Here is a 24,858-nt window from a genome sequence, read left to right as displayed (position 1 = left end):
CCGTGATTCCATCTATTTTCTATGCGTGTAGAAACTAGATGGATTCGCCTCGAAGAGTCAACTATGGTCGGATCATGATCGACGGCGAGCTCAAACCCGCGCAGCGTGCGAGGCTACATTACCTGGACCAATGCCTGACTTGGCTGGGGCAGGCGAACCGGCGCGACCTCATCGAGAGATTTGGTATTTCCAACGCGCAGGCAGCGGTCGACTTTCGAATCTACATGGAACGCGTACGCGCGCCCGCGCCTTCCTACGACCCCGTTCGCAAGACGTATGTCGCCGACCGGGCGCATCGCGGGCTTGAAGATACGGCCGAGCCGCCTTCGCTTGAAGCGATATACGCACAGGCCCACCAGGACTTTTCGCGGCTTCCTGGACCGACCCGTCAATGTCCCGCGCCGGTGATGCGCGAACTCAATCAGGCGATCGAACGGCGCTGTTTCGTGGAGATCGACTATGTGTCGATGTCGTCCGGTCGCCGCGATCGTCAATGGATCGCGCCCGCCCATATCGCGAGCGACGGCGAGCGATTGCATGTCCGGGCCTGGAGCCAAGATCGCAACGAGTGGCGCGACTTCCTGCCCGTGCGGGTATCGAACGGCAGCAGTTTCAAGATGCGTCCGATCGAGGACACGCTGCCGACGGACGACGACTGGGAGACGATTGTCGAGATCCGCCTGCGGCCGAGAGCGGATCTGACTGCCGAGCAGAAGCGGGCGGTTCGGCTAGAATATGGCTTCGAGGGCGACGACATTCGCTTCGAGACGCGGCGAGCTCTCGAATTCTACATCGAGCGGCGTTGGGGACTTGATCGCCCCGGCGCCCGGCTCGAGCGGTATTGACCGCGCGATGGGAGGCAATGTCACCATCGATCCCCGCGAGCGGGCTACCCCGGTTGATGACCCCGCGATCATCGAAGCGCGCAGCCTGCGCACCGGACGCTTGCTCGACGCAAAGCGCCTGATCGGTTCTTTCAATTATGCCGCCGCCATCCGCCTGAGGGGCGTCCTGAAAGAGGCGGCTAATCGTGGGCGGCCGCGTCTGGTCTGCCCGATGTGCGGCGTCACGCTGTTCCTGGCGAGCAGCACGCGCAAGAATTTCTACCTCCGGCACCGTTCGGAGGACGGGTCCTGTCCGGCCGTCACCCATAGCGGTCTGACGGAGGCGGAGATGCGCGCCATGAAATATCGCGGCGCACAGGAGAGCGACGCGCATCTGCGCACAAAGGAACTGCTGGTGCGCAGCCTCGCGGCCGACGCCAGTTTCTCCGACGTGCGCGTTGAGGCGACGTGGCGGGCAAGCGAGGGGCTGGTTGGACTGCGGCGTCCCGACGTGTCGGCCCGGCGTGGCGATCTGCGAGCCGCGTTCGAGGTGCAGCTCAGCACGACCTTCCTTGATGTCGTACTCGGCCGGAAGCGCTTCTACCGCGACGAGGGCACAGCGCTCGTTTGGATTTTGCCGAGTTTCGACCCGAGTTACCGGCGCATGACGACCGACGACATCCTGTTCGGCAACAATTCGAACATCCTTGTGGTCGACGAAGCGACGGTCGCGGCGTCCATCGCGGCGAGCCAGCTGATCGTGCGCGTGTGGTACCGGCAGCCGCGGATCGATGGCGAGCATATCGTCGACGACTGGGTCGAGCGCCTCGTCGCGTGGAGCGAGCTGCTTATCGATATCGATCGCCAGACCGTCTGTGCGTTCGATTTTGCCGCGGCCGAGAGCGCGGCCATTTCCGAACTGGGTCGGCTGCGGGAGCAGGAGAAGACCGCAAGAGAGGCGAGGTGGCGCGCGGCAGGCGAAGCGGCCGAGCGCGAGCTAAGGGCCGAAATATTCGAGTGGGCATTGGGCGAGGATTATGTCGTCGACCCGGTCGCCTATCATCGTCGCTGGGCCAAGCTGAATTACGATCTCGTCGCTTATTGCGCAGATCTTCTGGGGCCTGCCACGGATCTGCGCGCGCCCATACGGATGGTGAAGCTGATCGAGACCGCGAAAACCGGAAGGCCCGTAGGTTTCCGATACGATACGCTCGTAGAGGTGGCGCACCACCTGTTCCATCAGCGCCCGGAACTCCTCAAGGGCTTCGGTTTTCTGCTGCGCGCCTACGGGCATCACCATCTTCTCGCCGAGCAGGATGCCAGTGGGAAATGGGCGAGCAAGGTCGCCGCCCATCGTGAGGCGATGCGACGCGAACCGCGCTTCCAGCTCGCCGAAGACGAGCAGCGTCTTTTCGACTTTCTTTCAGAGGATCTTTGCCGGAAACCGGCGGCGGGGGAGGGTGACAAATGACGGAAGCACGTCTGTTCGATCTCAACATCGAGAAGATCCTCGAAGCGTGGGAGAGCGCCCATGCGGTTCGCGAGCTTATTGCCAACGCGATCGACGAGCAGCAGCTCAGCGACACCAGTGACATCGAGGTGTTCAAGGCTGAAGATGGCAGCTGGATCATCCGCGATTACGGTCGCGGGCTGCGCTACGAGCATTTCACACAGAACGAGAATATCGAGAAGCTTCAGAATTCAGGCAAGGTGATCGGCAAATTCGGCGTCGGTCTGAAGGATGCGATGGCGACACTTCATCGCAACGGCGTTCAGGTCGAGATACGCTCGGCGCATGGTGAGATTACGCTCGCACAGGTCGCCAAGCGAGATTTCGCCGATGTCGTCACCCTACACGCGGCGGTGCAGCCGGCGTCCGATCCGACGATGACCGGCACGATGATCGTGTTGCGCGGGTTGAGCGATGAGCAGATGGACAAGGCCAAGGGCTTTTTCCTCCGCTTCTCCGACGAGGATCTTCTCGAGACCACCAAGATCGGTGACATCCTGCGCCGCAAGCCGGGCGCGGTGGCCCGGATCTATGTTGCCGGCCTGTTGGTCGCCGAGGAGGAGAATTTCGCCTTCTCCTACAATATCACCGCGCTCACCGAGCCGATGCGCAAGGCGCTCAACCGCGAGCGGACCAACGTCGGGCGCACCGCCTATACCGATCGCGTCAAGCAGATGCTGCTCAACGCCACCGCGAGCGATGTCGCCGAGGAGCTGGCGCGCCAGCTCCAGGCGATGCAATCCGGGGAAGGGAGCGACGAGGTTCGGTGGAAGGAGGTCGCGATCCATGCGGTGCGGATCCTGAGCGTCAGCGGCGACTATTTGTTCGTGACCGCAGACCAGCTGATGAGCAATTCGTCAGCGGTCGATCATGCCCGTGGCGACGGAATCCGCATCATCACGATCCCGGATACGATCCAGCAGGAAGTCTCGGGCATGACCGATCTGTCGGGCGCGCCGATCCGCGATCTCGGCCAATATCAGTCGGAATGGAATAACAGCTTCGTGTTCGACTTCGTCGAGCCGGGCGCGTTGGCGTCCGGCGAACGGGCCGTGTTCGGCCAGGCCAAGGCGATTGTCGATCTGGTGGGCGGGCTTCCAAGCCGCGTACAGGCGGTTCGAGTCAGCAACACGATGCGCGTCGACTTTGCGACCGGTAGCGATGCCGCTGGTCTGTGGGATGGCGAGACCAATTCTATCGTTATCCGTCGAGATCAGCTCGCATCGCTATCAAGCTTCGCCGGGACTTTGTTGCACGAGCTCGTTCATGCGCGCACCGGCTATGATGACGTGACGCGGAGTTTCGAAAATGCTCTTACCGACATCATCGGCAAAACTGCAGCCGCTGCGGTAACTGCTTCTCCGGAGCAGAAATTTAGCTTCCGCCGGCTCCTGGGTCTCTGACTAATGACGCGCGCTGGAGGCAGAATTGGGCTACATCGCCCAAATCTCCGCCATCTGAATGGCGCCGTCGCCAATCTAGTTGGCAATACTGGGCTTGGGATGTGCTTCTTCCGTTCGGCCGCGTTAGTGCTCGATGTCCCTGGCACTGAACTTTGCGTCGGAGTGTTGGCCGGCGCTACCGAGGAGGAACTTGCAGCCAAACCTGATGCCTCGACGACGCCTTTCATCCACGCTTGGGTCGAGCGTGGTGAGACGGTAATCTCGCCGACCCAAATTGAGCGAGAGGGTGGACTGACGCCTTGGCCAAAAGCGGTTTATTACGAGACAAATGGTGTGACGGAGGTGCGCACCATAAGTCGACCGGTGCTGTTGAAACTTTCTGGAAATATAGGTTTATCTGCACATCTTCGTCTCGGTCGCGCGCTGAAAACCAATGCATCGTTCGCGTTCACTGTGCTCGATATGGCGGGAATGTCATACGCGATCGCCAGTGACGGCGGAATTGTCCCTCCAGACTATGGCGGAGGTTAGTCTGATCGATGCTGGTAGTGCGGCAACGATCGATCGGTCCCTGCTGGCTGGAGGCAATCAAGGCCCGGCAGCTTCGCGCGCTAGTCCCGGTCATTCAACTCTGTCAGGTAGGACGAGGCTGCGCGACGACCGGTTTGCCAAGGTGGTACAACAGGTCGCCGGCCCTGGCGAACTGATGCTCGCCATCGATGGCGAATGTATCGAACAGGCCAAAAGTGCTGTCGAGCGCGGGAAAATCATAGTCGAGGAGCGCCTCCTGGGCCTCCCAGGCCTTGTCTTCGGCCATCTGATCGGCTGCCTCCCGGAACGCCGCCTTGCTGCCGTCGACCATGCACGCCATCATGATTTCCATCTCGCCATTTTCGATAATGCGTACCACGCAGATGCCTTGAGCGCGGGCATAGTTTAACGCGCCCTGCTGCAAGACTGCGGTGGTCACGAACATCGCCTTCACGTTCTTGCCGAAACATTGATCCAGCTTGGCCTTGAACTCCTCCAGTTCACCAACGTCGATCGAGCCCGCATAATCCTTGCACTCGATGATGATCGTGAGCGAAGGGGCGAGGGCTGGATCGAGGCGGAGTTCGATCGAAAGGTCGAACTGAATAGGGCCGCCGCGATCGTTGGAATGGTAGCGGGGCGCGGTCCGCAGCTCCGCGGAGGGCGGAATTAGGCCCATCGCGCCGGCCTTGATCTCCCGCAGCAGAATCTCGGCAACCCGCTGTTCGAACGCGTCGCCCTTGTTGCGAGTCGAGGGTCTTTTCATGATGTTCGCTCATCGCATGGATCTTCGGGCATAGCATAGCCGAAGCCGAACGATTGGCCGAGGCTGGTGTCGGACGGTGGTTCGGCGATTTGCCCAGCAATGATATCCCCTGGTGAATTGCCCGGGACGCGGTTGCGGATCCCAGATTCACCCGATCGGTACGTGACGGCACCAGACATGCTCTGATCGGGCGGCGCGGCTTCATCAACATTAGCGGCTGAGCCCGCGAGACGTGATTCTCTTGGCGGGCGGGAGCCCGCGATGACACCGACCAAGCTGCTTATCGGCCAGATCCTGATCGTCTTCGCCATCGTGATCGCCGGTGTCTGGATCGCCACGCAGTGGGCCGCGGCCGCGCTCGCATATCAGCCGCAGCTTGGCAGCCCATGGTTCGAAATGTTCGGGCGACCGATCTATCGTCCCTGGGCACTGTTCGCCTGGTGGTTTCACTTCGAAGCCTATGCACCGCGCGTCTTCGACGAAGCCGGCGCGATCGCGGCGGCGAGCGGCCTCGTCGGATGCGGCGCGGCGATATTCGGTTCGCTCTGGCGTGCCCGCCAACGGCAGAACGTGACGACCTACGGTTCGGCACGCTGGGCCAATTCCACCGACATCCGCGCGGCCGGATTGCTCGGAGAGGCCGGTGTCTTCCTCGGTCGCGAAGAGCATCATTATCTCCGGCATGATGGCCCAGAGCATGTCATGGCCTTTGCCCCGACCCGTTCGGGCAAGGGCGTTGGCCTCGTCGTCCCGACCCTCCTCGGCTGGATCGGCTCGACCGTCGTCCACGATATAAAGGGCGAGAACTGGCAGCTGACCGCCGGCTGGCGCGCGCGCTTTTCGCATTGCCTGCTGTTCAATCCGACCGACGCCCGCTCCGCGCGCTACAATCCGCTGCTCGAAGTCCGCCGCGGCGATTTCGAAGTCCGCGATGTCCAGAACATCGCCGATATTCTCGTCGACCCAGAAGGCGCTCTCGAACGCCGCAATCACTGGGAGAAGACGAGCCATTCGCTGCTCGTCGGCGCGATCCTCCATGTTCTTTACGCTGAGGAAGAAAAGACGCTCGCCCGTGTCGCGACCTTCCTCTCCGACCCGCAGCGCCCGTTCGTCACGACGCTCACGCGAATGATGTCGACCAATCATCTCGGCACCGAAGAGGCGCCGATCGTCCATCCGGTGGTCGCCTCGGCCGCCCGCGAACTGCTCAACAAGTCCGAGAATGAGCGTTCGGGCGTGCTTTCGACCGCTATGTCGTTCCTCGGCCTTTATCGCGACCCGACCGTCGCCGCGGTCACGTCGCGGTGCGACTGGCGCATCACGGATCTCGTCGAGGGCAAATCCCCGGTTTCGCTCTATCTTGTCGTGCCGCCGTCGGACATCAGCCGCACCAAGCCTCTGATCCGGCTCGTGCTCAACCAGATCGGCCGCCGGCTGACCGAGCATCTCCATGCCGAGAGCGGGCAGAGCCGCCACAAGCTGTTGCTGATGCTCGACGAGTTCCCGGCGCTCGGCCGCCTCGACTTCTTCGAGACGAGCCTCGCCTTCCTCGCCGGCTATGGCGTGCGCGCTTTCCTGATCGCACAGAGCCTCAACCAGATCGAGAAGGCCTATGGCGAGCACAACGCGATCCTCGACAACTGCCATGTCCGGATCGCTTTCGCGTCGAACGATGAGCGCACCGCGAAGCGGATCTCCGATGCGCTCGGCACCGCCACGGAACAGCGCGCAATGCGCAACTATGCCGGGCATCGGCTCGCACCCTGGCTCGCCCATGTCATGGTCAGCCGGCAGGAGACCGCCCGCGCGCTGCTGACGCCTGGCGAAGTCATGCAGCTGCCCGCCACCGACGAACTGGTCCTCGTTGCCGGCACGCCGCCGATCCGCGCCCAGAAGCTGCGCTATTTCGAGGATCGCACTTTCACGACCCGTGTGCTGTCGCCCCCGGTGCTCGCCGACACAGATTACGCCGATCGCCCGACTCCGCGTGCCGACGACTGGACAGGCATCATCCGCGGAGCCGATGCCCGGCTTGCGATCGCCGATGACGGAAACAGCGAAGACACATCCGGCGGCGGACTCGAGCAGAACCGCCATCCTGGGCACGAGCTCGATCAACCAATCGCGCCCGAACCGATCTCCATCGATCCCCTTGGGCTCGGCGACGACGATACCGATCCCGCGACCGACAAGCGGGCGATGGACCAGGCCCGCGCGCTGACAATCGCTCGGACCACCTACGGCGTCGATGCCGGCCAAAGCCCCACCCAAGACATGCTGCCGGGATTTTGATCATGGCCATCGAGAAGATCCGCTATCAGCTCTTCCTGACAAAGCCGGTCAGCGAACGGCTCGAGGCGCTGGCTTCAAAGCCGGGCACGTCCAAGTCGGCGATCCTTACCGACGCTGTCACAGCCTGGCTCGATCGCCGTGCGACCAACGAGATTGACCAGCGCTTCGGCCTGCGCCTCGACCGGATGACGACCGCGCTCGGCCGCATCGAACGCGACGGACACATCCTGCTCGAAACCCTCGCGCTGTTCGTCCGCTACGAACTCGCGATCCACGCGCCGCTTGCTGAGAATGACCAGGCGGGTCGCGCGATAGCGCGGCAGCGCTTCGAAGCTTTTGTCGAACAGGTCGGTCGTCAGATCGGCGCCGGACGCCGGACGATCGGCAGCGATCCGGAGCAGGGCCGATGATCGGCACACTCTCCGACGCCAATAGATCTGAGGGGCGGCGCCGCGCGATGCTGCGCACCGCGATGGGCTCGGCAATCGCCGAAGCCATGGCGGATCCTCTCGTCATCGAGATCATGGTCAATCCCGACGGCGCCTTGCGCCTCGATAGATTGGGGCAGGGGCGCAGCGACACCGGCGTCCGCATGGAGCCCGCGCAGGTCGAACGCATCATCCGCCTGGTCGCGAGCCACGCTCGCGCTGAGGTTCATGGCGACGCCCCAATCGTCTCGGCGGAACTACCGCCCCATGCCGAGGGCCGCGCCGGGGAGCGCTTCGAAGGCCTGCTGCCGCCGGTCGCGACCGCGCCGTGCTTCTCGATCCGCAAGCCCGCCGAGCGGCTTTACACGCTGATGGACTATGTGACCGACGGCATCATGGCGCCCGAAGCGGCGCGCCTCCTCAGCCTCGCGGTGGTCGATCGCCGCAATATCATGGTCGCCGGCGGGACGAGCTCGGGCAAGACGACGCTCGCAAACGCGCTACTGGCCGAGATGGCGCATCTCGATGAGCGCGTGATCCTCATCGAGGACACGCGCGAGCTTCAAGGTCGCGCGCCCGACACGGTCGCTCTTCGGACTCGGCCGGGCATTGTCAGCATGGCCGACCTTGTCCGCTCGACTCTGCGCTTGCGTCCCGACCGGATCATCGTCGGTGAGGTCCGCGGACGCGAAGCGCTCGATATGCTCAAAGCCTGGAATACCGGTCATCCCGGCGGCATCGCCACGGTCCACGCCAACAGCGCGGTCTCGGCGCTCTACCGGATCGAGCAACTGATCCAGGAAGCCGTGGTCACTGTGCCCCGGCATCTGATCGCCGACGCGATCGACATCATCGTCTTCATCTCCGGTCGCGGCCTCGCCCGTCGGGTCGACAGCATCATCCGCGTCGCGGGTGTCGATCCGGACGGCGGCTACGGCCTCATCGACATCACCCCAGCCCCCGAAAACCAAGGAGCATGACCATGTCCATTAATCGTCCACCGAACCGCCATGACGCATTCCTGATCCTCGCAGCATTTGGCGTCATCATCTCGTTCGCCGCCCGCGCCCAGGCCGCCGGCACAGGCATGCCGTGGGAGCAGCCCCTGCAACAGGTGCTGGATTCGGTCCAGGGGCCTGTCGCCAAGATCATGGCGGTGATCATCATCATCGTCACAGGCCTGACGCTGGCCTTCGGCGAGACCGCGGGCGGCTTCCGTCGGCTCATTCAGATCATCTTCGGGCTCTCGATCGCGTTCGCGGCCTCGAGCTTCTTCCTGAGCTTCTTCAGCTTCGGCGGTGGGGCGCTGATTTCGTGATCGAGACTGGCGGCCATATCGAAGGGTTCGAGGCACCGATCCATGGCAGCCTCGGGTCGCCGATCCTCCTCGGCGGCGCGCCGCGCGGCATCGCGATCGTCAACGGTACGATCGCGGCTGCGATCGGCCTCGGTCTCCAGCAATGGCTGGCCGGTCTTTTGATCTGGGCCGCCGGCCACAGCCTCGCCGTCTTCGCGGCGCGCCGCGATCCGGATTTCGCGCCCGTCCTTCTCCGTCACCTCCGCCAAAAGGGTTTCTTCGCGTGCTGAACCTCGCTGAATATCGCCATCGCGCCGATCGTCTCGCCGATCATTTGCCGTGGGCCGCGCTGGTCGCGCCAGGCGTCATCCTCAATAAGGATGGCAGCTTCCAGCGCACCTTGCGTTTCCGCGGGCCCGACCTCGAGTCCGCCACCGAAGCCGAGCTGCTGTCGGCCTGCGCTCGCGCGAACAATGTGCTCAAGCGCTTCGGCACAGGTTGGGCATTGTTCTTCGAGGCCGAGCGCCGCGAGGCGGCAGCCTATCCCGACAGCGACTTCCCCAATGCTGCGTCCTGGCTTGTTGACCACGAGCGCCGCGCGACCTTCATGGATGCGGGCGCGCATTTTGAAAGCCGCTACCATCTGACCCTCGTTTGGCTGCCGACGGCGGACAGCGCCGACATGGCCGGCCGTTCGCTCGTCGATCGGCCCGATGCCGACAAGGGCCGCGACTGGCGCGCGGCGCTTGCCAGCTTCATCGCCGAAACCGATCGCGCGCTCGATCTGCTGTCGGGCTTCATGCCCGAGATCCGCGCGCTCGACGATGCCGAGACCCTCGAACATCTCCACGGCTGCATATCGGAGCGCCGCCATCTGATCGCGGTGCCGGCGACCCCGATCTATCTCGACACGCTGCTCGCCGACACGCCGCTGATCGGCGGCCTCGAGCCGATGCTCGGCGAGCAGCATATCCGCACCCTCACCGTGCGCGGCTTCCCGAGCTTGAGCCGGCCGGGTATCCTCGACGCGCTCAACCACCAGCATTTCGCCTATCGCTGGACGACGCGCTTCATCGCGCTCGACAAGACCGATGCGGCCAAGGCGCTGACCAGGCTCCGCCGGCAATGGTTCAACAAGCGCAAGTCGATCTCGGCATTGCTGCGCGAGGTCATGTATAATCAGCCCGCCCAGCTGCTCGACAGCGACGCCGACAACAAGGTCGTGGATGCTGATCTCGCGCTTCAGGCGCTTGGCCAGGATCATGTCGCCTTCGGCTACCTGACCACGACAATCACCGTCAGCGATGCCGATCGCGCAGCGGTTGAAGACAAGGTCCGGCAGGTCGAGCGCATCGTCAACGGGCTCGGCTTCACCACCATTCGCGAGGGCGTGAACGCCGTCGAGGCGTGGCTGTCATCCTTGCCGGGGCAAACCTACGCCAATGTCCGGCAACCGCTGGTCCACACGCTCAACCTCGCCCATCTGATGCCGCTGTCGTCGGTATGGGCGGGGCCGGCTCGCAACGCCCATCTCGACGGGCCGCCGCTGCTCTATGCGAGCGCGACCGGCGCGACACCGTTCCGGCTGTCGACCCATGTCGGCGACGTTGGCCATATGCTCGTCGTCGGCCCGACCGGTGCTGGCAAATCCGTATTGCTGGCACTGATCGCGCTGCAATTCCGCCGCTATCCGCAATCGCAGCTCTACATCTTCGACAAGGGCTTCTCCGCGCGTGCCGCAGTGCTGGCAATGGGCGGCGCACATCATGCGCTCGGGCTCGGCGCCGATGCCGGCGAGACGCTCGCCTTCCAGCCCTTGCGCCGCATCGACGATGCGACCGAGCGAAGCTGGGCTGCCGAATGGATCGCGGCACTGCTCGCCCACGAAAAGGTCATGGTTACCCCCGACGTCAAGGATGCGGTCTGGTCCGCCCTGACAAGCCTTGCGTCGGCGCCGGTTGAAGAGCGCACGCTGACCGGGCTGACGTTGCTGCTCCAATCGAACGCGCTACGCACAGCGCTCGGCGCTTACACGCTCGACGGTCCCTACGGCCGGCTTCTGGACGCGGCCGAACAGGGACTTGCCTTCTCCGATCTCCAATGCTTCGAGACCGAAGCGTTGATGGGACAGGCGGGCGTGATCGCCCCGGTGCTCACTTATCTGTTCCATCGATTGGAGGAGCGCTTCACCGGCCGGCCGACGCTGCTGATCCTCGACGAGGCCTGGATCTTCCTCGACCATCCACTCTTCGCCGCGCGCATCCGCGAATGGCTGAAGGTGCTCCGCAAGAAGAATGTCGCGGTCGTCTTCGCGACCCAGAGCCTTGCCGACATCGCCGCGAGCAGCATCGCCCCCGCCATCATCGAGAGCTGCCCGCAGCGCATCTTTTTGCCCAATGATCGCGCGGTCGAACCGCAGGGTCGCGAAGCCTATGCGCGGTTCGGGCTCAACTATGCCCAGATCGAGCTGATCAGCCGGGCGACGCCCAAGCGTCACTATTACCTCCAGTCGATGCGCGGCAACCGGCTGTTCGAGCTCGACCTTGGACCGATCGCGCTTGCGTTCGCAGGATCGTCCGACGCTGCCACCCAGGCCCGCATCGACACGCTGCTCAGCGACCATGGCGCGGCCGAGTTTGCCGACCGGTTCCTGCGCGATGCCGGCCTCGATTGGGCCGCCGAGCTCCTCCCCGAATTCCCGACCCCTCAAGCCTGATGGAGACCCCCATGAAGAAACTCGCCATTGCCGGTATCAGCGCCATCTGCACGATGGCGACGATCAGCGCCGTCACGCTGCCCGCAACGCCGGCACAAGCCATCCCGGTGTTCGATGCGCTCAACTATGCGCAGAATATTCTGACCGCCGCGCGTGAGCTGCAGCAGATCACCAACCAGATCACGTCACTCCAGAACCAGGCAACGAGCCTTTCCAATCAGGCGAAGAATCTGAGCACGATCGGCTTTCCCGAGCTGAACACGCTGACCCAGACGCTCCAGCAGATCGACGTGCTTATGGGGAAAGCCCAGGGCATCCAGTTCAACGCCACCAACACCACCCAGCAGTTCCAGTCGCTTTATCCTCAGAGCTTCAATTCGGCGCTCACCAACAACCAGCATATGGCCGATGCGCAGACCCGGCTCACCACCGCGATGCAGTCCTTTAGCCAGACGATGACTTTGCAATCACAGGTCGTCCAAAACGTCCAGGCTGATGCGACGACCTTGAGCGAGATCGTCAGCCGCAGCCAGGGCGCGGTCGGCGCATTGCAGGCGACACAGGCGACCAACCAGCTGCTCGCGCTCACCGCCAAGCAACAATTTCAGATCCAGACACTGATGGCCGGGCAGGCGCGCGCGCAGGCGATCGCGGAGGCCAATCGCGTCCAGTCCCAGTCGGACGCGCGTGCGGCGGCCACCAAGTTTCTCGGTTCCGGCTCAGCCTACACCCCTCAATAGGGCTTGAGCCGGATTTGGCGGCGGCGAGGTTTCGCCTCCCTTGTCGCCGTCGCCGCGGGGCGGGCTCCCCAGCTCCCCCGGTCCGCCCCGCGGCACCTTCTTAAATCGCAGGATCCGCCATGAATGACTTGAACGTCATCGATCAGTTCATGACCGCCTTCACCACTTATATCGACAGTGGGTTCGGCCTGCTCGGCGGTGATGTGCGCTTCCTGACAGCGACGCTAATCGCGCTCGATATCACGCTTGCCGGACTCTTCTGGGCGCTAGGCGGCGAGGACAATGTCATCGGCCGCTTTCTGCGCAAGATCCTCTACATCGGCACCTTCGCGTTCATCCTGAACAATTTCTCGACGCTCGCCGACATCATCTTCCGCTCCTTCGCACAGGCGGGGCTGACGGCGGGCGGCGGGACGTTGAGCGCTGCCGATCTGCTCCGTCCCGGTCGGCTTGCAGGCACGGGCTATCAGGCTGCGTGGCCTTTGTTGCAGCAGGCCTCGAATCTGATGGGGTTCACCAGCTTCTTCGATAATTTCATGACGATTGCGGTGCTGTTGTTCGCCTGGGTGCTCGTTATCATTGCCTTCTTCATCCTCGCGGTGCAGATGTTCGTCACGATCATCGAGTTCAAGCTCACCAGCCTGGCGGGCTTCATCCTCGTTCCCTTCGCGCTCTGGAACCGCACAAGCTTCCTCGCCGAGCGCGTCCTCGGCAATGTCGTGTCGTCAGGTATCAAGGTGATGGTGCTCGCTGTCATCGTGGGCATCGGCTCCAACTATTTCAGCCAATTCACGACTGCGCTTCAGGGCCATGAGCCCGACATCGGCCAGGCGATGAGCCTCGTCCTCGCAAGCCTCGCGCTGTTCGGTCTCGGCATTTTCGGGCCCGGCATCGCAGCGGGATTGGTATCCGGCGCACCGCAGCTCGGGGCGGGAGCCGCGCTCGGCACGACCGTAGGCGCCGCAGGTTTCGCCATGCTTGGCGGTGCCGCCGCCGCTGGTGCAGCGCGTGGCGTCATTGGCGGGGGGCTCGGGGCGATGCGCGCCGGTACCGAGATGGGATCGGCTGCATCCGCCGCCTATCAGCTCGGACAGGAAACGTCCGGCTCGTCATCGGTAGGCGCAGGTCTCGGCGGCGTCGCACGCGCTGCGGGCAATGCCGCGAAAGCGCGTGTCGCATCAGCGTTCGGTCTCGGCGAAGCCGCTGAGTCCGGCCGCCAGGCCGCTTGGTCGGCCCATGGCGGCACGGCCGCGGATCAAGGCGGCAGCGCCGGCAACGCGCCGGCATGGGCTCAAGCTCTTCGCGCCGAACAGGCCGCCCGCACCCGTCGCCACGCCACCCTCCAGGCGCTGCGAGAAGGCGACCGCGGCGGCGCGTCCGCCACCCCTGATATCAAAGAGAAGGACGACTGATGCTCTTCAAACGAAGCGTCCAGCGCTACGGCCGGACCCCCGAACCCGACACACCCTATCAACGCGCCGGTCAGGTCTGGGACGAGCGGATCGGATCCGCCCGCGTTCAGGCGCGCAACTGGCGGCTGATGGCCTTCGGCTGCCTGTCACTGGCCGGTGGGCTCTCCGGCACACTGGTCTGGCAGTCGCTGCAAAGCCGTGTCGTGCCCTACGTCATTGAGGTCGATCATCTCGGCCAACCGCGCGCGGTAAGCGAAGCGGAAGCCGGTTACACGCCGACCGATCCCCAGATCGCCTGGGCCCTGTCGCACTTCGTCGGTGACATCCGGACAGTGTCGCTCGACCCGGTGCTGATGCGTCGGTCCTGGCTCGAGGCCTACGATTTCACGACGAAACGAGGGAGCCAGTTTCTCGACGACTATGCACGCGTTGCGGATTCCTTCGCGCATATCGGCGAACGTACCGTCTCGGTTCAGGTGACGAGCGTCGTCCGAGCCTCGGACCGTTCCTTCCAGGTTAAATGGACCGAGACTGCCTTCGAGCGCGGCGCGATCGCCGGTACGTCGCGCTGGACCGCGATCGTCACCGTCCTGCTGAAGCGGCCGGCCAATGCCGAGGTGCTCCGGCGCAATCCGCTCGGTCTCTACGTCGATGCGATCGACTGGAGCCGGGAGCTCGAGACGTCGGCGGCGGTGCGCCCGTCGTCGGCGATCCCTCCGGTCAATGTCCCCGCGGGCAGCCCGCTCGATCCCAATCTCGCCACCGTCATCCCCAAAACACAGGAGAACGCGTCATGAAGATCATGTTGGGCGTAGGACTCGCATCGCTCGCCGCCGCTACCGCTTTCGCCGCCGTACCGCCGCCCCTGGCGCGAGTCAGCGCCGCCAATCGAAGCGCCACGCAGGAGCCGGCGAGCCAGGGCTTCGTCAACGCCGTCCAGATCTATCCGTTCGCTGACGGGGCGATCTTCCAGGCCTATACCGCGCCAGGTGTCATCACCGACCTATCGTTGCAGCCCGGCGAAAGCCTCGTTGCCGTGGCAAGTGGTGACACCGCCCGCTGGGTGATCGGCGACACGACCAGCGGAAGTGGGGAGGGCAAGCGCACCCACATACTGGTGAAGCCATTCTCGGCCGGCCTCGAGACCAATCTCGTGATCACGACCGACCGTCGCAGCTACCATGTGCGGCTGCGCAGCACATCGCATGTGGCGATGATGGCCTTATCGTGGATCTATCCGCAGGATGTAATGATCGCGCTGCAGAAGGCGAAAGTAGCGGCCGAGCAAGCGGCGCCGATCGCAGCGGGCCTCAACATCGACCAACTCCACTTCAACTATCGGATCGATGGCGACAAGGCCGATTGGCGGCCGCTTCGCGCCTTTGATGACGGCCGGCAGACCTTCATCGAGTTTCCGCCGAGCCTCAGTACCGGTGATGCACCGCCGCTGTTCGTGCTGGGAGCCGATAAGAAGGCCGAGCTTGTAAATTACCGGCAGCGTGGGCGCTTCTATGTCGTCGATCGTCTGTTCGATGTGGCCGAACTGCGGCTCGGCACCAAGAAACAGCAGATCGTTCGCATCTCGCGGATCGGCGATCCGCACAGCGCTCGGAGCGCGGCATGACTGAGAGTGACGTCGCAGCAGCACCGCAGACAAAGCTCGATCCGGAGACGCTGGCGATCCGGTCGCGACCGCAGCGCGCGATCCGTTTCAAGCGCGGGTTGATCATCGGCATCGCCGCCGCCGGGTCCGCCAGCCTGATGGTGATCGCGTGGGTGGCATTGAAGCCACCCGTCTTCAACAAGGTGAGCGATCAGACCGAGCTGTCCGAGCCCGACACGCGCCAAGCAAGCGATGCGCTCAACGGACTGCCGTCGACCTATGGCGACACGCCAAAGCTGGGGCCGCCGCTGCCGGGCGATCTCGGCCGGCCGATCCTCAATCGCCAGCGCGAACTCGAGGCTCCGGGCGTGACGGGACCGACGCCAAGCCAGAGCGCGGCGGCTGAGGAGTGGCAACGTCGGCTTGCCGACATCAGGGCAGCGCGGCAGTCGCCCATCCTCGTTCAGTCAGGATCGCATTCGGCGGAAATCCCGGCCGCGCCGGGGAGTGGCGCGGCGCCTGCGGCGAGTGAGGCCGCCCAACTGGCGATCGATCCGACGAAGGATCCAAATGGACAACAAACCAAGGCAGACTTCCAGCGGCGGGTCGATCGCGGTGGGGATATCAATCCGCATGCGCTGATGCCGGCGGCTTCACCCTATCTCGTCTCGGCAGGGAGTGTGATCGCAGCCAGCCTCATCACCGGACTCAATTCTGACCTGCCGGGACTCGTGACCGCGCAAATATCGCAGAATGTCTATGACAGCCCGACGGGTTCGATCCTGCTCATCCCGCAAGGCGCGAGGCTGGTCGGCAGCTACGACAGCGTCGTCGCCTTCGGGCAGAAGCGCGCGCTTGTCGTCTGGCAGCGGATCATCTGGCCCGATGGGTCGTCGATGCAGATCGACAATGCGCCAGCGACTGATCCGTCGGGCTATGCAGGGCTTGTCGATAAGGTCGATTTTCATACATGGATGCTGCTGAAGGGGGTCGTGCTATCGACGCTGCTCGGGGTCAGTTCGCAGCTGGCGCTTTCGGGTCAGAGCGATCTGGTTCAGGCGATCCGGGAGTCGACGCAGGACAATGTCGCGCGCGCCGGTGATCAAATCACCCAGCGCAATCTGGGCGTGCAGCCGACGATCACGATCCGCCCCGGGGGGCCCGTGCGGCTGCTGGTCCACAAGGATCTTATCTTGTCGCCTTGGAAGGCGGGAGGTCCCAATGCCTGATTTGAAATTAGCGAGATTGCCAGACCGAACGCCCGTCAAGATCACGATCTCTGTCTCGCCCAACCTTGCAGCCACTTTGAAGGCATATAGCGAGGCTTATCGGGAGGCCTACGGCCAGGAAGAGGCGGTGTCTGACCTTATTCCAGTCATGCTTGTAAGCTTCTTGGAGAGCGACAGAGCCTTTGCGCGCCGGCGTCGAGATGCGACGGAATGAACCAAACAGCGGCAGCAATCGGGACATCGATTGCGTTTCGGACCTCGTCAAGGCTGACGAATTTGCCAATGGCGCATCTCTCAGGGACTTCGACTATGTTCCGGCGACGGGGCGGCTGGCAGCGGTTGATCCGGTCCATTCGATCTTTCGATCGCGTCCGCTCGCGTTGGTGGGACAAACGTGGTCGCGCGCGCCAGTGTCTTTGTGGCGAGCCCGACATACCATGCGTTCATGCGACTGTCCCAGCTGCGCACCTCACAGAATGTCTTCCAGTCGAACTCATGGATGCAGATGAGCTGCCACTCAGGATTGATCCGCACGATCAGGAGAAATTCGAACAGCTGTTTATCACGGTCGTCGCGATCGGGATAAACGGTTCCTGTCTTGCGGCCATCAAGCACGCCCTTGATCGAATAGCGATCGCCGCGACGCGAGAGCGCATCGACATTTTGCGTTCCCGTAGGCGCGGGCTGAAGGTTCGGGCGTCCGGGAGTTCCGTTGAAGAACGACAGAGCAAGACTCTCCGCGACCTGACCAACATTGGATGCCAGGCCGCGGCGCTTGAGCTCGGCTGCCACGCGCGCGCGCAGCCGCAGCAACTCCAGATCAGCAAGCGCCTCAAGCGCGTTGTCCGGATCTGCTCCCGTTATCGAAACGATGCCCTTCATGTTTCTTCCGCCCCCATTTCTCTGATCGCCGCGAACGCTACGTCGCTGGCGATGAACGCGGTGATCCTGTCGGTCAGTGTCTCGGCTGGCAACCGGCCGCGCCCGCGCAGGGCACATTCCCAGATCAGCAGGCTGCGCCAATGGGCATCGCGCAGCCCTGACACAGCGTCCCAGTCGCGGCGACGGTTCGCTGCGATTTTCGCAGCCCAGAATTCCGGCCGCGTCGCCGGCATCCGGAACAGCGAACAGTCATGCCCGTGCCAGAAGCATCCGTGAACGAAGATCGCAGCCCGATAGCGCGGCAGGACAATGTCGGGCCGACCGGGAAGGTCGCGACGGTGCAGCCGATAGCGAAAACCCGCGTGATGCAGCAGGCCGCGGACGGTCATCTCCGGGCGGGTGTCCTTGGCACGGACGCGGCTCATGTTGAGCCGGCGCTGGTCCGGCGTCAGCCTATCTACCATCGCTCCCGGCCGCATGCTCCGGAACGGCGCCCCCAACGTCCGGAAGCGGTGATCCGACCGCGAGATCGGAGGGGACCGGGGGGAATGCAGCGGATAGGGCGGCGAATGCGTCCGATCCGGACGCCACCATAGCGACACTGTCGCGGAAGTCCTCGGCCAGGCTCGCAACGATGCCGGCGTGAAGCAGCCGCTCGCGCTGCCGGCCGATAAAGGTCATCAGAATGGGGTGGTTGCCGTCGTTCCCGGCGACCGAACGCAGTAGCACGAAATCCTTGCTATCGAGAAAAGCGCAGGCGTTGGCGGTGATCTTGCGCCCGCCCAGCCGCCAGTTCTTGCCGACTTTCCCGATGTTGCGCAGCTCGCGGTTTCCGTAACCGCCATAGACGCAGATAAGGTCGAGATCGTCACCACCGGCGGCGAACAGACGCTCGCTCAGCAGCCGCCGCGCAACCGGTGTCGTCAGCGCAATCGCCCGCTGTTTGCTCGTCGCGCTCAGCCGGTGCATCGAGAAGATGCCGAGGTCGGATTCGGCGAGCGAGCGGACGACGATGATCTCGTCGCGTCGGCTCATCAGCGTCCGGTTCCCACGGCTAGGGCCGGCGTTTCGCTCGCAATGTCGCCAAGCAGCTGACTGCGCAGCGTCTGCGCGACCGCGCGGGCAAGCAGCGGTGGCACTGCATTGCCGATCTGCCGGAACGCCGGGTTCATCGTGCCGGCGAAACGGAAGCCGTCCGGGAAAGACTGCAGGCGGGCCGCTTCGCGGACCGAAATCGGGCGCGCCTGCCGGCTGTCATAATGGATATGACTGTATCCGTCCTTGCCGAGATGGGCGAGAAGCGTCCGCGCCGGCGCGCCAGCCTCCATCTTGCGCCATTTGTTCGGGAATTTGCCCGCGTCATATGGCGGGACAAATGCAGCTTTGAGCGCGTCCCATTCCGCACTGCTGTCGGCCGGCCGCAGACCTTCGGCGTCCAGGCGCTCAAGCTCCGCCTCGAACAGGCTGAGCGCGTGACGGTGCGCCTCCGGATACTGGTCGCCGGGCTGAAGTCCGGCGAAGATCCGATAATCACGCGGAAGATAGCGGATCACATGATCGCGCACGTGCGCGACGCCTTCGAAGCCGGACCAACTGCGCATCGCTTTCACATAGTCGTGCTGGCGGTTGTGACCGCCGTACGGCAGCATTACGTCAAGTCGGCGCGTACCACGGCGGAGCTGCCCGTCTGCGAGGAGTTCGCGTGCGAGGATCTCCGGGAGATCGCTGATCGCCTGTTCGGTCGTGATCGCGGCGGGAAGACCGTCATCGGCTTCCGGCGCCGCCTTGTAGGTGCTGAGGCCAGTGACACCGGACAGAAGATCGCCGCCCGTGGCTAGCTTGAGCGCGACCGCGCGGGATCCCTGATAGCCAGACGGCAGGTCGATCCAGTGCGTAGGAGCCGGGAACTCGACATCGTCGGCGAGCTCTTTGCGGATCGCGATGAGGATCATCCGCTCGCGCATCTGTGGCACGCCGTAAAAGGCAGCGTTCAGCAGCGTATAACGCACTACATAACCCTTGCCGGCGAGGATTTCGCCGATCTCGGCCGCCAAGTTATGTCCACCATGATTGAGCATGTCGGGGACATTCTCGATTACGACGGCGAGCGGTGCGCAGGCCTCAACATAATTGAGATATTCAATGTAGAGGCGGGCACGCGGATCGTGGCGGAACGCCTCGGGATGTTCGGCGATCTCGCGCAGTTTTGAACGGCCGACACGCGCAAACGCCTGACAGGGCGGACCGCCGACGATGACATCAAATGCGGCCGACGCGGGTCCGAGACCGAGGTCCTTGGCCAGATCGTCGGGCGAGGTTGCGGTGATATCGCGCGCAATGCTGTGGCGGTCTTCGCCATGGTGGAAGTTGAGGCCGTGTGAGCGGGCCGCGTCAGCGTCGTTCTCAACAGCTGCCACAATTTCATAGCCGGCCGCCTGAAAGCCGAGCGAGATGCCGCCGCAGCCGGAGAACAGGTCGAGTACACGCGGTTTTGCACCGGCGCGCAGCCGCTGAATTTTCTGTCGGATCAGCTTCGCATCGACGCTCACGACCGACCGGTCCCGAGCGGCAGTTCGGACTGGCCGGCACGTGTCGAGAGATACTGCAGAACGGCTTGGCGGATGACCCAGGCCGACGATACATCATGAGCAGCGGCGACCGCCTGCACCTGACGGTGGACGGGCTCGGGCAGCAATACGGTGCTTCGAACGGTCTTGCTGGCAGCCAAAGTCGGAGTCTCCTTCCGCTGCTCTTACACCAGTCCGCACCAGGATGCACCACTTTACATCACCTTACGCCCGATCTGATTCCACCAGATCGGCTGAAAAGGGGGGAACTTCCCAGAGAATTGATGCAGTTGCTGTTTCGGTACAGGCGGGTTTATTCCTGCTGCGGTCCGACTCCGATGTGTGCCGACAGCGATGCGTTCCAACTGCCAGACACCGGAGACTGTTTTTTGCGTCCCATCGAAATCCCACCATCCCCGCGTGCACTGCTCCGATCGCTACGAGGTCTGGGCTATTCGCCTGAAACAGCGCTCGCCGATCTTATCGACAACTCGCTCGCGGCCGGCGCCCGGCAGATCGACATTCGCTTCGAGTGGCGGGACGGTGACCCGCTCGTCGAAGTCCTCGACGACGGTGCCGGCATGGGTATGGAGCGCCTGATCGAAGCTATGCGGTTCGGCGGCGACGGTCCGGATGCCGAGCGCGACGGAACCGACCTGGGCCGCTTCGGTCTCGGGCTGAAGACCGCGTCGCTCTCGCAGTGTCGCGAGCTCACCGTCGCTTCCCGACGGGATAATGCTATCGCGCGGCTAGCCTGGGATGTCGATCGTGTGGGAGACGGCTGGACCGCTGATGTACCGGAGATGTCACCTGACGGACCGCTCGCCACGAAGTTCGCGCAGGCAGGTGTCGGAACGCTGATCAGCTGGAACCGCATGGATCGGCTGGGCGGGCTCTGGGGTCTTGATCGCGACGGGTTCAACGACCGGCTCGCCGCGATACGGGCGCATCTCGCAATGACCTTTCACCGCTTTCTAAGCGGCGAAGCGCGACGGCTCGCGATCAGCCTCAACGGGCTCCCGCTGACCGCCTGGGATCCGTTCTGCCGCAGGCACGACGCGACGATGTCGCTTCCCCGCGATGTCATCCGCGGCAGCGAGGGATCGATCTCCGCGAGACCCTATATTCTGCCGCACCGCGACCGCTTCGCAAGCGAACGGGAATGGGAGGAAGCCGGCGGCCCTGGCGGATGGGTCGAGCGTCAAGGCTTCTACGTCTATCGTGGTGACCGGCTGGTCTCGCCCGGCGGCTGGCTCGGGCTGGGCGGCGCACGCGCCTGGACGCGCGAGGAATCGAGTCGCCTTGCCCGCGTCGCGCTCGACCTCCCCGTAACGATGGACGAGGCATGGCGCATCGACATCCGCAAGTCGTTAGCGAGGCCGCCCGCCTGGGCCCGCGCGCGGCTGGCCGGGATCGGTGCGGACAGCCGCCGCCGCGCCCGCGAGGTGTTCGCCTGGCGTGGCACCGGGCCGTCCGTCACGCGCAGGCGCAATAAGGACGACGGCGAAGTCTGGCCCTGGGAAGCGCGTAGCGGGAAAACTGCTCCCCGCTACCGCGTGCGGCGCGATCATCCGGCAGTCGCTACCGTCGCCGCATTGCTGGGCGATGACGCAGCCGTGCTCGAAGGACTGCTCTCGGCTCTTGAGCTTACCGTTCCCGTCGAACGCATCTGGCTTGATGTCGCCGAACAGGGCGGGAGCAGTCCGGCAGAGCCGTCTGCGGCGGAAATCGCCGAACTGGCCGCGCCGCTTGCCTCGCTCGCGCGTCAGATGGACAACACGGACGATGCCGGAGACCGCCTCGATTCGGTGCTGCGTTCGCTCGGCGTGACTTCGCCTAAGCTGCGCGCCGCGGTAATCGGGGAATTGGGGGAGAAGTAGCCGATGGACCCGGTAACACAGCTTGCCAATACGGCCCGGGTCGCACTCGGTCCGCGCGCGGGTGACCGCACGCTGGCGACCGACGAAATCTTGACGATCGTCAGAGCCTCTGCTCCGCTGGTCGGGCTGACCAGCGGCCACAGCTTCACCGAGGCGGAGATCGAAGCGGCAGCGCGCGACCTAGAGGCGCTGTTCATTGTCGCGCAGGGACCGTCGATCAGGCTGCGGGGTGAATTGCAGCCAGCACCCTGGTATCTGGGCGAACGCCGCCGGCCGGGCGCCTTCTTCTCACGTTATTTGCAGAAGCTTAGTGAGAGCGGCTGGGCACCGAAAGCCGTGGAAGCGCTGGAGGAGAGCACCGCGGAGGTCGTCGAACTGATCGATGATCCGGAGCGCGAAGGACCGTGGGACTGGCGCGGGCTCGTGGTCGGCAATGTCCAGTCGGGCAAGACCGCGCATTATGCCGGCGTCATAAGTCGCGCGGCCGACGCCGGTTACCGTGTGATCATCGTGCTTGCGGGCATGCACAAGATCCTTCGGCGTCAGACCCAGCTGCGTCTCGACCAGGATTTTCTCGGCTTCGACACGGCGGGCGGCACAGTTGATGGCGGACGCCGGCCGATCGGCGTTGGCCTTCTGCCCGGACCCGTCCAGCTGGTCGACAGCGTGACGACGTCGCTCTTGAACGGTGACTTCAGTCGCACGGTCGCCAACAACGCCAATTTTGCGCCGGCGAACCGTCCTTTTGTTTTCGTTGTTAAGAAGAACGGCGCGGTCCTCAAGAATCTCAATCGCTGGATCGCGCGACTGCCTGAGGAGTCCCGCGACGCACCGCTGCTGGTGATCGACGACGAGGCGGATCAGGCGTCGCCTGATACCGGTGAGCAGGGGTTTCTGCCGGACGGCAGCTTCGACGAGGATTATGATCCCAAGCGCATCAACGGCCAGATCCGCACGCTGCTCGGCGGGTTCAGGCGCAGTGCCTATATCGGCTATACGGCGACGCCCTTCGCCAACATCATGATCCACGACGAGCGTGCCGCGCAGGATTATGGCGCCGATCTGTTTCCCTCGGCCTTTATCGTCTCGCTGTCAGCACCGAACGATTATTTCGGGCCGCTTGCGATCTTCGGTCGTGATGACGACGCTGACGCCGTCGGCCTGCCGCTTATCCGCCACCTCGACCAGACCCGCGAGGGCTGGATCCCGGATCCGCACGACAAGACGCTCCGACCGGTCTGGTCAGGCGAGTCGCGTGTGCCACCGAGCCTGGCCGAAGCGATCCGCAGTTTCGTCATCTGCTGTGCCGCCCGCGCGGCGCGCGGACAGGCCAATGCCCATAAGACCATGCTGGTCCACGTCTCCCGCTTCCAGGACGTCCATGATCCGGTCCATGCGCAGGTTGAGGCTGAGCTGCGCGTCATCCGCAACGCGATCGCTGCCGATGACAGGAGCGAGCTCGCTGCCCTGGAGCGGCTGTGGCGCGAGGATTTCGAGCCTACAACCGACGCGATGGCATCGACCCTGTTCGGGCGATCAGTCCGGCGGGTCGGCTGGCAGGATGTGCTGTCCCGGCTTGGCGCGGAAGCCGACCGCATCCAGGTCGCGGTCTCCAACGGTCGCAGCCGCCAGGGAATTGATTATGATGCTGCTGATGAGGCCGGACAGAGCCTCTCGGTGATCGTTATCGGCGGTGACAAGCTCGCTCGCGGACTGACGCTGGAGGGCCTGTCCACCAGCTATTTCCTGCGGGTTTCGCGCCAGTATGACAGCCTGCTTCAGATGGGTCGCTGGTTCGGTTACCGGCGCGGCTATGCCGACCTTTGCCGGCTCTACACGACGATCGATATGGAGAGCTGGTTCAGGCATCTCGCGACGATTAACGAGGACCTGCGCAAGCAGCTCGCGCATATGCGGGTCACAGCCGGCACCCCGAAACTATATGGGCTGAGCATAAGCGCGCACAGCATTATGAATGTCACGGCCGCGAACAAACGGCGGCACGCCGCACTGCGGCCCGTCACCTATGCCGGTGAAGGCAAGATCCAGACGGTTCAGTATCGCGACGGCGACAGCGTCATCGCCAATGCCGGGGCGGTGAACGAGCTGCTCCTCGAACACGGTGAATTCGAGACCGATCCGCCCCGGCCCGGCGGTCGGCCGCCGGCTGCCGGACTTCTCTGGAGGAATGTCCGTGGCAACCGGGTCGCAGCACTGCTGGAGTCTCTGGCATTTCCGCCCGAGAGCAGCGATGTCGATGGCAAGCGCATGGCGGCGTACATTACCGCCCAGCTGGAGCAGGGTGAGCTGAGCGACTGGACGCTGTTTGTGCCGGCAGGTGTCGGGGCGGACGTCGAGGTCGCAGGGCGCACCCTGCGCAGCGTACGGCGCACACCGATCTCCCGCTCGACCCCGGCGAGGTTCATCACCAAGTCGATCCTTAGCCCGCTAGACGAAGCAATTGACCTGACCGACGATCAGTACGCCCGTGCCCAGGCGGAAACTAACCGTGTGCTTGCGGAAGAAGGCGAGCCCCCCGCCGACCGTCCGGCGGGTCCCTGGATTCGCCAAGTTCGTGGCGACGATCCCCGCCGGGGCCTTCTGATCCTCTATCCGATTGACCCTGCAGGCGCGGGGCTCGAACCCGGCACGCCGCTATGGGGAGTCGTTGTGAGTTTCCCGACGTCACCGACAGCGTCAGCGGAGTGGCGGCTCGAAAATACGGTCCAGCAGCGGGCCGCACCGTGACGTCTGCTCCTCATGCGACAGCGCTGCTGG

The 24,858-nt window shown here is 64.0% G+C and carries 24 protein-coding genes; 18 read left to right on the top strand and 6 right to left on the bottom strand.

What is annotated here, in order from left to right; translation table 11 throughout:
* Window positions 1–74: 74 nt before the first annotated feature.
* From ASE22_RS05340 to ASE22_RS26680, 4 genes are all read left to right on the top strand, one after another.
* Complete coding sequence (locus tag ASE22_RS05340) at window positions 75–845, top strand: WYL domain-containing protein (protein ID WP_056355858.1); 771 nt, start codon at window positions 75–77, stop codon at window positions 843–845.
* Entirely contained in the window at window positions 811–2,295 is a 1,485-nt protein-coding gene (locus tag ASE22_RS05335; RefSeq protein ID WP_056355855.1) for a DUF6035 family protein, read from the top strand. The genes ASE22_RS05340 and ASE22_RS05335 overlap by 35 nt, the downstream gene beginning before the upstream one ends.
* Window positions 2,292–3,737, top strand: a complete 1,446-nt coding sequence (locus ASE22_RS05330) for an ATP-binding protein (protein WP_082545663.1) — start codon at window positions 2,292–2,294, stop codon at window positions 3,735–3,737. The genes ASE22_RS05335 and ASE22_RS05330 overlap by 4 nt, the downstream gene beginning before the upstream one ends.
* Before the next feature lie 165 nt (window positions 3,738–3,902).
* On the top strand, window positions 3,903–4,268 hold the full coding sequence (locus ASE22_RS26680; protein ID WP_156397323.1) for a hypothetical protein: 366 nt from the start codon (window positions 3,903–3,905) through the stop codon (window positions 4,266–4,268).
* 103 nt (window positions 4,269–4,371) lie between these two features.
* Here the strand turns inward: ASE22_RS26680 and ASE22_RS05325 are convergent, their stop codons facing one another.
* Entirely contained in the window at window positions 4,372–5,034 is a 663-nt protein-coding gene (locus ASE22_RS05325) for a restriction endonuclease (RefSeq protein ID WP_056355853.1), read from the bottom strand.
* Between the two features lie 261 nt (window positions 5,035–5,295).
* Here ASE22_RS05325 and ASE22_RS05320 point away from each other — a divergent pair, with 261 nt between their 5' ends.
* From ASE22_RS05320 to ASE22_RS05265, 12 genes are all read left to right on the top strand, one after another.
* Window positions 5,296–7,326: a conjugal transfer protein TraG gene (locus tag ASE22_RS05320; RefSeq protein ID WP_056355851.1), complete on the top strand. Its 2,031-nt coding sequence runs from the start codon at window positions 5,296–5,298 to the stop codon at window positions 7,324–7,326.
* Between the two features lie 2 nt (window positions 7,327–7,328).
* Window positions 7,329–7,736, top strand: a complete 408-nt coding sequence (locus tag ASE22_RS05315; RefSeq protein WP_056355849.1) for a hypothetical protein — start codon at window positions 7,329–7,331, stop codon at window positions 7,734–7,736.
* Window positions 7,733–8,734 carry a P-type conjugative transfer ATPase TrbB gene (gene trbB, locus ASE22_RS05310; protein ID WP_200933226.1) on the top strand — a complete coding sequence of 334 codons (1,002 nt, stop codon included), beginning with the start codon at window positions 7,733–7,735 and terminating at the stop codon, window positions 8,732–8,734. Before ASE22_RS05315 ends, trbB begins: the two co-directional genes overlap by 4 nt.
* Window positions 8,735–8,736: 2 nt before the next feature.
* On the top strand, window positions 8,737–9,072 hold the full coding sequence (locus ASE22_RS05305) for a TrbC/VirB2 family protein (protein WP_056356357.1): 336 nt from the start codon (window positions 8,737–8,739) through the stop codon (window positions 9,070–9,072).
* Window positions 9,069–9,341, top strand: a complete 273-nt coding sequence (locus tag ASE22_RS05300; protein WP_056355845.1) for a VirB3 family type IV secretion system protein — start codon at window positions 9,069–9,071, stop codon at window positions 9,339–9,341. The genes ASE22_RS05305 and ASE22_RS05300 overlap by 4 nt, the downstream gene beginning before the upstream one ends.
* Window positions 9,335–11,767, top strand: coding sequence for a conjugal transfer protein TrbE (gene trbE, locus ASE22_RS05295; RefSeq protein ID WP_056355843.1), 2,433 nt, complete (start codon window positions 9,335–9,337; stop codon window positions 11,765–11,767). Before ASE22_RS05300 ends, trbE begins: the two co-directional genes overlap by 7 nt.
* Window positions 11,768–11,778: 11 nt before the next feature.
* A complete protein-coding gene (trbJ, locus tag ASE22_RS05290) occupies window positions 11,779–12,507 on the top strand; it encodes a P-type conjugative transfer protein TrbJ (RefSeq protein ID WP_056356355.1) in 729 nt (242 codons plus the stop codon).
* A 119-nt stretch (window positions 12,508–12,626) separates the two neighbouring features.
* Complete coding sequence (gene trbL, locus ASE22_RS05285; protein ID WP_056355842.1) at window positions 12,627–13,919, top strand: P-type conjugative transfer protein TrbL; 1,293 nt, start codon at window positions 12,627–12,629, stop codon at window positions 13,917–13,919.
* A complete protein-coding gene (trbF, locus tag ASE22_RS05280) occupies window positions 13,919–14,716 on the top strand; it encodes a conjugal transfer protein TrbF (protein ID WP_056355840.1) in 798 nt (265 codons plus the stop codon). The genes trbL and trbF overlap by 1 nt, the downstream gene beginning before the upstream one ends.
* Window positions 14,713–15,543: a P-type conjugative transfer protein TrbG gene (gene trbG, locus ASE22_RS05275; protein ID WP_056355837.1), complete on the top strand. Its 831-nt coding sequence runs from the start codon at window positions 14,713–14,715 to the stop codon at window positions 15,541–15,543. The genes trbF and trbG overlap by 4 nt, the downstream gene beginning before the upstream one ends.
* Before the next feature lie 98 nt (window positions 15,544–15,641).
* Window positions 15,642–16,751, top strand: a complete 1,110-nt coding sequence (locus tag ASE22_RS05270; protein WP_321163659.1) for a TrbI/VirB10 family protein — start codon at window positions 15,642–15,644, stop codon at window positions 16,749–16,751.
* Window positions 16,744–16,965, top strand: coding sequence for a DUF2274 domain-containing protein (locus ASE22_RS05265; protein WP_056355833.1), 222 nt, complete (start codon window positions 16,744–16,746; stop codon window positions 16,963–16,965). Before ASE22_RS05270 ends, ASE22_RS05265 begins: the two co-directional genes overlap by 8 nt.
* 80 nt (window positions 16,966–17,045) lie before the next feature.
* Here the strand turns inward: ASE22_RS05265 and ASE22_RS05260 are convergent, their stop codons facing one another.
* From ASE22_RS05260 to ASE22_RS26675, 5 genes are read right to left on the bottom strand one after another with little or no spacing between them, the layout of a single operon-like run.
* Window positions 17,046–17,633 (bottom strand): hypothetical protein, encoded by a 588-nt coding sequence (locus ASE22_RS05260; protein ID WP_200933227.1) that lies wholly within the window; start codon window positions 17,631–17,633, stop codon window positions 17,046–17,048.
* Window positions 17,630–18,058, bottom strand: a complete 429-nt coding sequence (locus ASE22_RS05255; RefSeq protein ID WP_235538120.1) for a very short patch repair endonuclease — start codon at window positions 18,056–18,058, stop codon at window positions 17,630–17,632. Before ASE22_RS05255 ends, ASE22_RS05260 begins: the two co-directional genes overlap by 4 nt.
* A gap of 28 nt (window positions 18,059–18,086) precedes the next feature.
* The gene (locus ASE22_RS05250; RefSeq protein ID WP_056355831.1) at window positions 18,087–18,668 is read right to left on the bottom strand and encodes a hypothetical protein; all 582 of its coding nucleotides are present in this window, start codon (window positions 18,666–18,668) and stop codon (window positions 18,087–18,089) included.
* Window positions 18,668–20,182, bottom strand: a complete 1,515-nt coding sequence (locus tag ASE22_RS05245) for a DNA cytosine methyltransferase (protein ID WP_056355828.1) — start codon at window positions 20,180–20,182, stop codon at window positions 18,668–18,670. The genes ASE22_RS05250 and ASE22_RS05245 overlap by 1 nt, the downstream gene beginning before the upstream one ends.
* Window positions 20,179–20,361 carry a ribbon-helix-helix protein, CopG family gene (locus ASE22_RS26675; RefSeq protein ID WP_200956568.1) on the bottom strand — a complete coding sequence of 61 codons (183 nt, stop codon included), beginning with the start codon at window positions 20,359–20,361 and terminating at the stop codon, window positions 20,179–20,181. The genes ASE22_RS05245 and ASE22_RS26675 overlap by 4 nt, the downstream gene beginning before the upstream one ends.
* A gap of 177 nt (window positions 20,362–20,538) precedes the next feature.
* On the opposite strand from ASE22_RS26675, the gene ASE22_RS05240 reads away from it, so the two are divergent.
* Window positions 20,539–22,080 (top strand): ATP-binding protein, encoded by a 1,542-nt coding sequence (locus ASE22_RS05240; RefSeq protein WP_235538116.1) that lies wholly within the window; start codon window positions 20,539–20,541, stop codon window positions 22,078–22,080.
* Between the two features lie 3 nt (window positions 22,081–22,083).
* Window positions 22,084–24,828: a Z1 domain-containing protein gene (locus ASE22_RS05235; RefSeq protein WP_056355822.1), complete on the top strand. Its 2,745-nt coding sequence runs from the start codon at window positions 22,084–22,086 to the stop codon at window positions 24,826–24,828.
* Window positions 24,829–24,858: the final 30 nt, after the last annotated feature.

It is taken from the genome of Sphingomonas sp. Root720 (assembly GCF_001428605.1).
Classification (GTDB): Bacteria; Pseudomonadota; Alphaproteobacteria; order Sphingomonadales; family Sphingomonadaceae; genus Rhizorhabdus.
This window is presented reverse-complemented; position numbering and strand designations above follow the sequence as displayed.

Coding starts and splice junctions, on each gene's coding strand:
- ASE22_RS05340 (WP_056355858.1), top strand. CDS start 75: ATGATCGACGGCGAGCTCAAACCCGCGCAGCGTGCGAGGCTACATTAC.
- ASE22_RS05330 (WP_082545663.1), top strand. CDS start 2,292: ATGACGGAAGCACGTCTGTTCGATCTCAACATCGAGAAGATCCTCGAA.
- ASE22_RS05325 (WP_056355853.1), bottom strand. CDS start 5,034: ATGAAAAGACCCTCGACTCGCAACAAGGGCGACGCGTTCGAACAGCGG.
- ASE22_RS05320 (WP_056355851.1), top strand. CDS start 5,296: ATGACACCGACCAAGCTGCTTATCGGCCAGATCCTGATCGTCTTCGCC.
- ASE22_RS05315 (WP_056355849.1), top strand. CDS start 7,329: ATGGCCATCGAGAAGATCCGCTATCAGCTCTTCCTGACAAAGCCGGTC.
- trbB (WP_200933226.1), top strand. CDS start 7,733: ATGATCGGCACACTCTCCGACGCCAATAGATCTGAGGGGCGGCGCCGC.
- ASE22_RS05305 (WP_056356357.1), top strand. CDS start 8,737: ATGTCCATTAATCGTCCACCGAACCGCCATGACGCATTCCTGATCCTC.
- trbJ (WP_056356355.1), top strand. CDS start 11,779: ATGAAGAAACTCGCCATTGCCGGTATCAGCGCCATCTGCACGATGGCG.
- trbL (WP_056355842.1), top strand. CDS start 12,627: ATGAATGACTTGAACGTCATCGATCAGTTCATGACCGCCTTCACCACT.
- trbF (WP_056355840.1), top strand. CDS start 13,919: ATGCTCTTCAAACGAAGCGTCCAGCGCTACGGCCGGACCCCCGAACCC.
- trbG (WP_056355837.1), top strand. CDS start 14,713: ATGAAGATCATGTTGGGCGTAGGACTCGCATCGCTCGCCGCCGCTACC.
- ASE22_RS05265 (WP_056355833.1), top strand. CDS start 16,744: ATGCCTGATTTGAAATTAGCGAGATTGCCAGACCGAACGCCCGTCAAG.
- ASE22_RS05260 (WP_200933227.1), bottom strand. CDS start 17,633: ATGAAGGGCATCGTTTCGATAACGGGAGCAGATCCGGACAACGCGCTT.
- ASE22_RS05255 (WP_235538120.1), bottom strand. CDS start 18,058: ATGAGCCGCGTCCGTGCCAAGGACACCCGCCCGGAGATGACCGTCCGC.
- ASE22_RS05250 (WP_056355831.1), bottom strand. CDS start 18,668: ATGAGCCGACGCGACGAGATCATCGTCGTCCGCTCGCTCGCCGAATCC.
- ASE22_RS05240 (WP_235538116.1), top strand. CDS start 20,539: ATGTGTGCCGACAGCGATGCGTTCCAACTGCCAGACACCGGAGACTGT.
- ASE22_RS05235 (WP_056355822.1), top strand. CDS start 22,084: ATGGACCCGGTAACACAGCTTGCCAATACGGCCCGGGTCGCACTCGGT.